The 2,409-nt window shown below is 65.6% G+C and carries 2 protein-coding genes; both read right to left on the bottom strand.

The annotated features are described in order from the left end of the window. Window positions 1-1,434 (bottom strand): ABC-F family ATP-binding cassette domain-containing protein (locus tag NKH30_RS32985; protein WP_352998153.1); only part of this gene is annotated, 1,434 nt, incomplete at its 3' end. A gap of 161 nt (window positions 1,435-1,595) precedes the next feature. Beyond that, window positions 1,596-2,147 (bottom strand): isochorismatase family protein, encoded by a 552-nt coding sequence (locus NKH30_RS32980; RefSeq protein ID WP_352998152.1) that lies wholly within the window; start codon window positions 2,145-2,147, stop codon window positions 1,596-1,598. Between the last annotated feature and the right edge of the window lie 262 nt (window positions 2,148-2,409).

Here is a 2,409-nt window from a genome sequence, read left to right as displayed (position 1 = left end):
CTTGGTGGCGATGTCGAGGTGGTTGGTCGGCTCGTCCAGCACCAGCAAATTGGGCGGATCGAACAGCATCAGCGCCATCACCAGCCGCGCCTTCTCGCCGCCCGACAGCACGCGGCATTTCTTCTCGATCTCGTCGCCGGAAAAGCCGAAGCAGCCGGCCAGCGCCCTGAGCGGCGCCTGGCCGGCCTGCGGAAATGCGTCTTCCAGCGTCTGGAACACGGTGCGCTCGCCCTCCAGCACTTCCATGGCGTGCTGGGCGAAATAGCCCATCTTGACGCTCGGCCCGCGCGCCACCGTGCCATTGTCCGGCTCGGAAGCGCCAGCGACCAGCTTCAGCAGCGTCGACTTGCCGGCGCCGTTGACGCCCATGATGCACCAGCGCTCGCGGCGGCGCACCTGAAAATCCAATCCCTCGTAGATCGAGCGGCTGCCATAGCCCTTGTGCACGTTCTTCAGCGTCACCACGTCCTCGCCGCAGCGCGGCGCCGGCTGGAAGTCGAACGATACCTTCTGGCGGCGCTTGGGCGGCTCGACCCGGTCGATCTTGTCCAGCTTCTTCACCCGGCTCTGTACCTGGGCGGCATGCGAGGCACGCGCCTTGAAGCGCTCGATGAAGGCGATCTCCTTGGCCAGCATCGCCTGCTGGCGCTCGAACTGCGCCTGCTGCTGCCTGTCGGCAATCGCCCGCTGCTGCTGGTAGAATTCGTAGTTGCCGGAGTAAGCGGTCAGCGAACCGCCGTCGATCTCGACCACCTTGTTAACGATGCGGTTCATGAACTCGCGGTCGTGCGAGGTCATCAGCAGCGCGCCGTCATAGTTCTTCAGGAACTGCTCCAGCCAGATCAGGCTTTCCAGGTCGAGATGATTGCTCGGCTCGTCGAGCAGCATGGCGTCGGGCCGCATCAAAAGGATCCTGGCCAGTGCCACGCGCATTTTCCAGCCGCCGGACAGCTTGCCGACGTCGCCGTCCATCATCTCCTGGCTGAAGCCGAGGCCGTCCAGCACCTCGCGCGCCCGGCCATCCAGCGCGTAGCCGTCGAGCTCCTCGAAGCGGTGCTGCGCCTCGCCGTAGCGGGCGATGATCTCGTCCATCTGGTCGGCCTGGTCAGGGTCGCCCATGGCGTGCTCGAGCTCGCGCATCTCGGCCGCCACTTCGCTGACCGGTCCGGCGCCGTCCATCACTTCGGCCACCGCACTGCGGCCTTCCATGTCGCCGACATCCTGGCTGAAATAGCCGATGGTGACGCCGCGATCGACCGAGACCTGGCCTTCGTCGGGCTGCTCCTCGCCGTTGATCATGCGAAACAGCGTCGTCTTGCCCGCGCCGTTAGGCCCGACCAGCCCGACCTTCTCGCCCTTCTGCAACGCAGCGGAGGCTTCGATGAAGACGATCTGCCTGCCGTTCTGCTTGCTGATGCTTTCGAGACGAATCATGGTTTTCCGGGGAAGGCCAAAGGAGAGTTCCTGCGCCAATACGCGATAGACCGCGCCGGCGGAAGCCCGCAGTAGTGAGGCGCCCCGCGCCAAATTGTCTGAACCCGCCAGTTGCTTCCCGGCTGGATCAGGCTTTGACGGCGCAGGGATGAGCCGGCGGATCAGCTATCGGTCAGGGCTTTTGTCGTCGCCAGCTTGACCCCGGCGGCGGCAAATGCCGCATTGTGCCGGGCGATGATCTCCGCGGCGGTCTCGCTGGCCGCGTCGAGCGTGCTGTGGGCGTCGGAAACCACGGTGACGCCCAGGCCCGCTGCAAAGGCGCCCTTCACCGTGGCCGCCACGCAGAAATCGGTCTGCGCGCCGATCAGAACGACCTCGCCGGCGCCCTGCCCGGCCACCCATTCTGCAAGGGCGGCATTGCTGAACGCATCGCCGATACGCTTGGCGAAAGTCGGCTCATCCGCGGCCTGGCCGAGCGCCGGCCACACCGGCCAGCCCGGCTCACCCGGCGCCAGAGGATCGCCCTGCGGCCCGTCATGCCTGATGAAGGCGACTTTGCGCCCGCTGCGCCGCGCCCATTCGATCAGCGCGCGGGTGCGGGCGACGATGCCGTCGGCATCATGGATCGGCGGTTCGGCGACACCGTCGAACATGCCGGTCTGAAGGTCAATCACGATGAGCGGCGCAGCGGCCGCGGGGCTGGTCCCTGACATGGCCGCGAACATAGCGTTGATGGTAGGCGGGTCAAGTATACCCGCCGAAGCCGACGCTGGAGCTGCTGATCTTCCCCTCGTGGGGCAGGGCTATCGCAGGTGGAAAGCCGAGGCTTTCGCTCTACGATGGACCCCCACCCCCTAACCCCTCCCCACAAGGGGCAGGGCTATCGCATATGAGTGATGGCATTGATGAGATAGTCGTCGTTCCAGGCGCATTTCTTGATGCGATGGCTGATGGGAACTTTGGCAGCATCGGCGG

The organism is Mesorhizobium sp. M1273 (genome assembly GCF_040318195.1).
Lineage (GTDB): Bacteria > Pseudomonadota > Alphaproteobacteria > Rhizobiales > Rhizobiaceae > Mesorhizobium.
This window is presented reverse-complemented; position numbering and strand designations above follow the sequence as displayed.